General features: G+C 68.2%; 10 protein-coding genes. All 10 read left to right on the forward strand.

Annotated elements, in window-relative coordinates:
* The first annotated feature begins 59 nt into the window (after nt 1-59).
* Nucleotides 60-896: a F0F1 ATP synthase subunit A gene (atpB, locus tag GVL03_RS07395; protein WP_159500341.1), complete on the forward strand. Its 837-nt coding sequence runs from the start codon at nt 60-62 to the stop codon at nt 894-896.
* A 43-nt stretch (nt 897-939) separates the two neighbouring features.
* On the forward strand, nt 940-1,179 hold the full coding sequence (gene atpE / locus GVL03_RS07400) for a F0F1 ATP synthase subunit C (protein WP_159500342.1): 240 nt from the start codon (nt 940-942) through the stop codon (nt 1,177-1,179).
* 32 nt (nt 1,180-1,211) lie between these two features.
* Complete coding sequence (locus GVL03_RS07405; RefSeq protein WP_159500343.1) at nt 1,212-1,766, forward strand: F0F1 ATP synthase subunit B; 555 nt, start codon at nt 1,212-1,214, stop codon at nt 1,764-1,766.
* Nucleotides 1,766-2,557 (forward strand): F0F1 ATP synthase subunit delta, encoded by a 792-nt coding sequence (locus GVL03_RS07410; protein ID WP_159500344.1) that lies wholly within the window; start codon nt 1,766-1,768, stop codon nt 2,555-2,557. The genes GVL03_RS07405 and GVL03_RS07410 overlap by 1 nt, the downstream gene beginning before the upstream one ends.
* Nucleotides 2,558-2,634: 77 nt before the next feature.
* Complete coding sequence (gene atpA / locus GVL03_RS07415) at nt 2,635-4,275, forward strand: F0F1 ATP synthase subunit alpha (RefSeq protein ID WP_159500345.1); 1,641 nt, start codon at nt 2,635-2,637, stop codon at nt 4,273-4,275.
* 19 nt (nt 4,276-4,294) lie between these two features.
* Complete coding sequence (locus GVL03_RS07420; RefSeq protein WP_159500346.1) at nt 4,295-5,194, forward strand: F0F1 ATP synthase subunit gamma; 900 nt, start codon at nt 4,295-4,297, stop codon at nt 5,192-5,194.
* Nucleotides 5,195-5,211: 17 nt separating this feature from the next.
* Nucleotides 5,212-6,669 (forward strand): F0F1 ATP synthase subunit beta, encoded by a 1,458-nt coding sequence (gene atpD, locus GVL03_RS07425; RefSeq protein WP_159500347.1) that lies wholly within the window; start codon nt 5,212-5,214, stop codon nt 6,667-6,669.
* Nucleotides 6,670-6,671: 2 nt separating this feature from the next.
* Nucleotides 6,672-6,929: a F0F1 ATP synthase subunit epsilon gene (locus GVL03_RS07430; RefSeq protein WP_159500348.1), complete on the forward strand. Its 258-nt coding sequence runs from the start codon at nt 6,672-6,674 to the stop codon at nt 6,927-6,929.
* 191 nt (nt 6,930-7,120) lie between these two features.
* Nucleotides 7,121-7,882, forward strand: a complete 762-nt coding sequence (locus GVL03_RS07435; RefSeq protein ID WP_159500349.1) for a YaaA family protein — start codon at nt 7,121-7,123, stop codon at nt 7,880-7,882.
* Nucleotides 7,883-7,984: 102 nt separating this feature from the next.
* On the forward strand, nt 7,985-8,534 hold a 550-nt coding region (locus GVL03_RS07440), incomplete at its 3' end, for a large exoprotein (RefSeq protein ID WP_159500350.1).

An 8,534-nucleotide genomic window follows, 5' to 3' on the forward strand; every position in this document is an offset into this window, starting at 1 on the left:
CGCAGTGGCAACGCTGGTGCCCCCGGGGAGGCCCGACTTCCCATCACCCGTATCGACGCATGTCGGTACGAGAAGCTGGAGCCACTCCGTTGACTCAAGCGACCTCGATCGCCCTGGCTGCTGCGGGCGACAATGAGTTCCATCCGCCCTCGATCGGGGACTTCTTTCCCCCGGCACTGCTGTTCGAGGGCACCCCGTTCGAGTTCACTCGGATCAGCCTGGCCCAGTTCATCGCGACGGCCCTGCTCGTCGTGCTGCTGCTGTGGGGCACGCGCCGGATGACCGTGGTGCCGGGTCGGTTGCAGAGCGTCGTCGAGCTCGGCTTCGGCTTCGTGCGGGACCAGATCGTCTATCAGATCCTCGGCGAGCGCGACGGGCGTCGCTTCCTGCCGATCCTGACCGCGATCTTCTTCGGCATCCTGTTCATGAACCTGACCGGTGTCATCCCGTTCATCAACATCCCCGGAACATCGGTCGCGGGCGTCCCGCTCCTGCTCGCGCTGGTGGCGTACGTGCTGTTCATCTACGCGGGCATCCGAAAGCACGGCGGACTGCGGTTCCTCAAGAACTCGCTGATCCCGAGCGGTGTCCCGGTCTACCTCCTGCCGATCATCGCGATCGTCGAGCTGATCTCGACGTTCGTCGCGCGGCCGGTCTCGCTGTTCCTGCGTCTGCTGCTGAACATGATGGTCGGGCACATGATGCTCGTCCTGTTCTTCGCGGCGACGCAGTTCTTCCTGCTCGGCTTCAACTGGTTCACGCCGTTGGCCGCAGGCACCTTCGCCCTCGGCTTCGCCTTCACGCTCTTCGAGATCTTCGTGTGCGTGCTGCAGGCCTACGTCTTCACGGTCCTCACCTCGGTCTACATCCAGCTCGCGGTTGCGGAAGAGCACTGACGAATACCCACCCGGGTACTCGCCCTAAGAAAGGAAATCTCCAGTGGACGCTACGACGGTTCTCGCCCAGGTCACGGGAAACATCGCGACGGTGGGTTACGGCCTCGCCGCGATCGGGCCCGCCATCGGCCTCGGAATCATGATCGGCAAGACCATCGAGTCGACGGCTCGTCAGCCCGAGCTCGCCGGTCGCCTGCAGACCACGATGTTCATCGGTGTCGCCTTCATCGAGATCCTCGCCCTCATCGGCATCGCCACGCCGTTCATCTTCAACGCGCTCTGATCCACCGCGCGAACCACGAGTAAGGAGGCAGGATGCTGAACGCTCTTGTCACTGTCGCAGCCGAAGAGGCAGAAGCGGGCAACCCGCTGCTGCCCGCCTGGTACGACATCATCTGGTCGGGCGTCTGCTTCGTGATCATCCTGCTCGTCGTGGCGCGCGTGGCACTGCCGCGCGTGACGAAGATCCTGGATGCCCGAAGCGCCGCGATCGAAGGCAACATCGCCAAGGCGGACGAGGCCCAGCGTCAGGCGGAGGCTGCTCTGGAGCAGTACACCGCCCAGCTCGCCGAAGCACGCAAGGAGGCAGGCGAGATCCGCGAGGCCGCCCGTGAGGACGGCAAGAAGATCCTCGTCGAGGCGAAGGACACCGCGTCCTCGGAGGCCGCCCGCATCACCTCTCAGGCGCACACGCAGATCGAGGCCGAGCGTCAGACCGCTCTGGTGTCGCTGCGCGGCGAGGTCGGCGCGCTCGCGCTCGACCTGGCGGGTGGCGTGATCGGCGAGAAGCTGAAGGACGACGCGGCCGCGCGCGGCGTCGTCGACCGCTTCCTCGCCGACCTCGAGACCGCCGAGAAGGCAGCGAAGTAATGGGAAGCGCGACCACGCACGCACTCGCCGCGTCCACCGCGGCGTTGCACGCGGCGAAGGGCGTCGACCTCGCCGTCGCGAGCCAGCTGTTCGACGCCGCTCGCACGGTGGGCGGGTCGTCCCACCTCGCCTCGGCGTTGGCGGACGCCTCGACGCCGTCGGCGGCACGGACGAAGGTCGTCTCGGACGTCTTCGGACCGGTGTTCGCCGCGACGACCGTGTCGCTGTTGGACACGGTCGTCGAGCAGCGGTGGTCGTCGGCGGGCGATCTCGTCGACGGGATCGAGGAGCTCGCCGTGCGCGCGGCGTCGGTCGCGGCTTCCGATGTGGATCTCGAGGGGGAGCTGTTCCGCTTCCTCCAGACGGTGACGGCCAATCCCGAGCTGGAGCTCGCGCTCGGCAGCCGCGCCGGCGACGCGTCCGCGAAGGGGGCGCTCGTCTCGACGCTGCTCGCCGGACGCGCGAGCGAGGCGACGGTCCTGGTCGTGTCCTCGCTCGTGCGACAGCCGAGCGGCCGGCGTGCGCGGGGCCTCCTGGAGCGCGCGATCCGGATCGTCGCGAGCCAGAACCGGCGCACCGTGGCGACGGTGGTCGCCGCCGCCCCCTTGAGCGACGCCCAGGTCGATCGACTTCGGATCGCGCTGTCGCAGCGCTATGACACCGAGGTCTCGATCAACACCGTCATCGATCCGTCGATCACCGGGGGTCTGCGCGTGCAGATCGCCGACGACATCATCGACGCGAGCATCTCGTCCCGGCTCGCCGACCTCCGTCAGCGTCTGGCTGGCTGACAGACTTCCCGCCCCGTTCCCGAGACGGCACAGGGCGGAGACTTCGGGGCCGAGGCCCCACGAACCGAAGGAAGACAATGGCAGACATCTCCATCAGCCCCGACGTCATCCGTGACGCCCTGAAGGACTTCGTCGCGGCATACGAGCCCACCGGAGCGGTGGCCGCCGAAGTCGGCACCGTCATCGACGCCGCGGACGGCATCGCCCACGTCGAGGGGCTCCCCGGCGTGATGGCGAACGAGCTCCTGACGTTCGAGGACGGCACGCTCGGCCTCGCGCAGAACCTCGACGAGCACGAGATCGGTGTGGTCGTGCTCGGCGAGTTCGCCGGCATCGAGGCCGGCAACTCCGTCACCCGCACGGGCGAGGTCCTCTCGACCCCGGTCGGCGACGGCTTCCTCGGTCGCGTCGTCGACCCGCTCGGCAACCCGATCGACGGCCTCGGCCCGGTCGCCGCCGAGGCACGCCGCGCCCTCGAGCTGCAGGCCCCCGGCGTCATGCAGCGCAAGAGCGTGCACGAGCCGCTGCAGACCGGCATCAAGGCCATCGACGCGATGATCCCGGTCGGCCGCGGTCAGCGTCAGCTGATCATCGGCGACCGTCAGACCGGCAAGACGGCGATCGCGATCGACACGATCATCAACCAGAAGGCCAACTGGGAATCCGGCGACGTCGACAAGCAGGTCCGCTGCATCTACGTCGCCATCGGCCAGAAGGGCTCGACGATCGCCTCCGTCAAGGGCGCGCTCGAGGAGGCCGGCGCGATGGAGTACACGACGATCGTCGCGGCCCCCGCATCCGACCCGGCCGGGTTCAAGTACCTCGCGCCCTACACCGGCTCCGCGATCGGCCAGCACTGGATGTACGGCGGCAAGCACGTCCTCATCATCTTCGACGACCTGTCCAAGCAGGCCGAGGCCTACCGCGCCGTGTCGCTGCTGCTGCGTCGTCCGCCGGGCCGCGAGGCGTACCCCGGCGACGTCTTCTACCTGCACTCGCGCCTCCTCGAGCGGTGCGCGAAGCTCTCGGACGAGCTCGGCGCCGGCTCCATGACCGGGCTCCCGATCATCGAGACGAAGGCCAACGACGTGTCGGCCTACATCCCGACGAACGTGATCTCGATCACGGACGGCCAGATCTTCCTGCAGTCGGACCTCTTCAACGCGAACCAGCGTCCTGCCGTCGACGTGGGCATCTCGGTCTCGCGCGTCGGTGGCGACGCCCAGGTGAAGTCGATCAAGAAGGTCTCCGGCACGCTCAAGCTCGAGCTCGCCCAGTACCGCTCGCTCGAGGCGTTCGCGATGTTCGCCTCCGACCTCGACGCCGCATCGCGTCGTCAGCTCGAGCGCGGTGCGCGTCTGACCGAGCTGCTCAAGCAGCCCCAGTACTCGCCCTACCCGGTGGAGGAGCAGGTCGTCTCGATCTGGGCCGGCACCAAGGGCAAGCTCGACACGATCGCCGTCGAGGACGTGCTGCGCTTCGAGCGCGAGCTGCTGGACTACCTGCGTCGCAACACGCAGGTGCTCGACACGCTTCGCGAGACGAACGTGCTCGACGACGACACCGTCGCCGAGCTCGAGAAGGCCACCGACACCTTCGTCCTGGAGTTCGCAGCCGGTGACGGCCGTGCCATCGACGCACCCGGCAGCGAGCAGTTCGCCGCCGCCGACGCCGATGACGTGAACCAGGAGAAGATCGTCAAGGGCCGGCGCGGCTGAGCGGCCGAGACTCTCGATCATGGGCGCTCAACTCCGGGTCTACAAGCAGAAGATCTCTTCTGCTCAGACGACCAAGAAGATCACGAAGGCGATGGAGCTCATCGCGGCTTCGCGCATTCAGAAGGCCATGGTGCGCGTGCGCGCCTCCGGCCCGTTCGCCAGCGCGGTGACCCGCGCGGTGTCCGCCGTCGCCACCTACTCCGATGTCGACCATCCGCTCACGCGGGAGCCCGAGACCGTGCGGCGCTCCGCCGTGGTCATCTTCACCTCCGACCGCGGCCTCGCCGGCGCGTTCAACTCGCAGATCCTGCGCGAGGGGCTCGAGCTCGGCGAATGGCTGATCGGCGAAGGCCGCGAGCCGGTCTACTACCTGATCGGCCGCAAGGCGGTCGGGTACTTCCAGTTCCGCCGCAAGCACAGCGAGCGGCAGTGGACCGGCGACACCGACGCACCGCACTTCTCGACGGCGGAGAGCATCTCCGAGGCATTGCTCGGCGCCTTCCGCCGTGGGGGCGACGAGGGCGGGGTGGACGAGATCCACCTGGTCTACAACCGCTTCGTCAGCATGATGACCCAGAGCCCCGAGACGATCCGGCTGCTCCCGCTGGAGATCGTGGAGGCCGAGGAGGACGCGCCGTCCTCCGCGACCTATCCGTTGTACGAGTTCGAACCGGACCCCGAGACGGTGCTCGACGCGCTTCTGCCGGTGTACATCCAGAGCCGCGTCTTCAACGCGCTTCTGCAGTCCTCGGCGGCGAAGCACGCCGCCACGCAGAAGGCGATGAAATCGGCCAGCGACAACGCCGACAAGCTCATCACCGACTACACCCGCCTGCGCAACAATGCGCGTCAGGCGGAGATCACGCAGCAGATCGCCGAGATCGTCGGCGGTGCCGACGCGCTGGCGTCCGGCAAGTAGAAAACGAGGAAGAGACCATGACCACCACCGCACCAACGGCCGAGAAGGCGGAGACCGCCGTCGTCGGGCGCATCGCGCGCGTGACCGGCCCCGTCGTCGACATCGAGTTCCCGCACGATGCCATCCCCGACATCTACAACGCGCTGAAGACCACCATCGTCATCGGTGAGCAGTCGAGCGAGCTGACCCTCGAGGTCGCCCAGCACCTGGGCGACGACCTCGTGCGCGCCATCGCACTGAAGCCCACCGACGGCCTCGTCCGCGGTCAGGAGGTGCGCGACACCGGCGGCCCCATCTCGGTGCCCGTCGGCGACGTCACCAAGGGCAAGGTCTTCAACGTGCTCGGCGAGATCCTGAACGCCGAGCCCGGCGAGCAGATCGAGATCACCGAGCGCTGGGGCATCCATCGCAAGGCCCCGAACTTCGACCTGCTCGAGTCGAAGACGCAGATGTTCGAGACCGGCATCAAGGTCATCGACCTGCTGACCCCCTACGTGCAGGGCGGGAAGATCGGCCTCTTCGGCGGCGCGGGCGTCGGCAAGACCGTCCTCATCCAGGAGATGATCCAGCGCGTCGCGCAGGACCACGGCGGTGTGTCGGTGTTCGCCGGTGTCGGCGAGCGCACCCGTGAGGGCAACGACCTCATCCACGAGATGGAGGAGGCGGGCGTCTTCGACAAGACCGCGCTCGTCTTCGGCCAGATGGACGAGCCGCCGGGGACGCGTCTTCGCGTCGCCCTGTCGGCCCTGACGATGGCCGAGTACTTCCGCGACGTGCAGAAGCAGGACGTGCTGTTGTTCATCGACAACATCTTCCGCTTCACGCAGGCTGGCTCCGAGGTGTCGACGCTGCTGGGACGCATGCCCTCCGCGGTGGGATACCAGCCGAACCTCGCCGACGAGATGGGCGTTCTGCAGGAACGCATCACCTCGACGCGCGGTCATTCGATCACGTCGCTCCAGGCGATCTACGTCCCCGCGGACGACTACACCGACCCGGCGCCGGCGACGACCTTCGCGCACCTCGACGCGACGACCGAGCTCTCGCGTGAGATCGCGTCGAAGGGTCTGTACCCGGCCGTCGACCCGCTGACCTCGACGAGCCGGATCCTCGACCCCCGCTACATCGGCGAGGACCACTACCGCGTGGCGACGGCGGTCAAGCAGATCCTCCAGAAGAACAAGGAACTGCAGGAGATCATCGCCATCCTCGGTGTCGACGAGCTGTCCGAAGAGGACAAGATCGTCGTGTCGCGGGCGCGCCGCATCCAGCAGTTCCTCTCGCAGAACACCTACATGGCGAAGAAGTTCACCGGCGTCGAAGGCTCCACGGTCCCGATCAAGGAGACCATCGAGTCGTTCGACGCGATCGTGAAGGGCGACTACGACCACGTGGCCGAGCAGGCCTTCTTCAACGTCGGCGGCATCTCCGACGTCGAGGCCAAGTGGGCGCAGATCCAGAAGGAGAACGGCTGATCATGCCGCTCAAGGTGAGCCTCGTCTCCGCGGACGCGGAGATCTGGTCGGGAGACGCCACGCTCGTGGTCGCGAAGACCGTCGAGGGCGAGATCGGCTTCATGACCGGACACGAGCCGGTGCTCGCGATCCTCGCGGAGGGGCAGGTCCGGATCACCGAGACCTCCGGCAACAAGGTGATCGCGGACGCGCAGGACGGATTCGTCTCCGTCGAGCACGACCAGGTCACGATCGTGGCGGGCAACGCTGCGCTTGTTTGAGCCCGCGAAGCGGGCGTCGCGTGCTTCGCGCGCGATGCCCGCCGCGGCGACGCGGCTGGGGCGCGCCTGACGGCGCGGCCCAGGCACGCGGGGCGTGCCGTGGGGTGAGCGCCACAGACGGTCGCGCTCCGTGGCCTGTTGCTGCCGGCCGGATGGGGCCCGGCGAGGGCTGAGAAGAAGGACGGATCGCCATGCTGGTGCTGTTGCCGCCGTCCGAGACGAAGCGTCCGGGCGGTGCCGGGGCGCCCCTGCATCCGGGGTCCCTCGCGCTCCCGGAACTGGACGACGCGCGGGCCGCCGTCGTGGACGCGCTCGTCGCTCTGTCCGCCGACCCCGACGCTGCGGCGGGGGTGCTGTCGCTCGGTCCGCGACAGCTCGGCGAGATCGCGGTCAACGCGGCGCTGCGCGACGCGCCGACGATGGCCGCGATCGACCGCTACACCGGCGTGCTCTTCGACGCGCTCGACGCCCCCTCGCTCGACGCCCGTGCCCGCCGGTGGGCAGGGGAGCACGTGCTGATCCATTCCGCCCCTTTCGGCCCGGTCGGCGCCCTCGACCAGATCCCGGCCTACCGTCTGGGGGCCGGAGCATCGCTCCCCGGGCTCGCGCCCCTCCGCCGACACTGGAGCGGCGCGGTGACGACCGCTCTGGCGGCCGCCGATCCGGGCTTCGTGATCGATCTGCGTTCCGAGGCGTACGTCGCGCTCGGACCGGTGCCGGCCTCCGTCCCCTCGGTGTTCGTGCGGATCGTGACGGACGGCACGGACGGTGCGGTCCGGGCGCTCAACCACTTCAACAAGCACGCGAAAGGCGCGCTCGTCCGCGAGCTGGCCACGGCGCGCCCGCGGGTACGCAGTCTGAGCGGACTGCTGACCTGGCTGAGCGCCCGCGGCCACCGCGTCGAGGAATCCGGTGCCGACTGGCTCCTGTTCGAAACGCCACGCGGAAGCTGAGCGAATCCTGGGAATTACGCGCTGCTCTCGCTAGCATGAGGGTCGCGAGCGCGACGCTCGCCAGGCCGGCCGCCCCCGCGGCCTCGACGACAGGACGCAGTCATGTACAACGACTCGGGCAGCGGTGCGGCAGTTGTCGCCCTTCTTCTGATCCTCATCCCGATCATCCTGCTGTTCGCGGTGGCAGGATACGTGATCGGCTCGTTCTTCCTCATGAAGATCTTCGAGAAGGCCGGTGTCCAGGGCAAGTGGCGCGCCTGGGTGCCCGTCTACAACACCCTCGTCTTCGCCAAGCTCGGCGATCTGTCCCCGTGGGTCATGCTGGTCGCGATCCTCGCGGGCGGCATCCTGAGCAACGTCCCCGTCCTCGGCTTCGTCTTCGCGCTCCTGCCCCTCGTCGCCCTGGTGCTGGCCGGATGGCGCGTCGGGGCGAAGCTCAACAAGGAGTGGTACTACCTGCTGCTGTGGATCCTCGGTATCGGCATCTACATCTGGTACGGCATCCTCGCGTTCACGAAGGACCGCTGGAACCCGGCGATCGCCCCCGCCCCGTGGGCGAACAGCTTCCTCGCCGACAAGACGGTCTGGCAGGGCATCCCGGTGCAGTCGGCCCCGGGCGTCGCGCCGCAGGCCCCGGGCGCCTACCCGCCCC

Source organism: Microbacterium sp. 18062 (assembly GCF_902706225.1).
GTDB lineage: Bacteria > Actinomycetota > Actinomycetes > Actinomycetales > Microbacteriaceae > Microbacterium.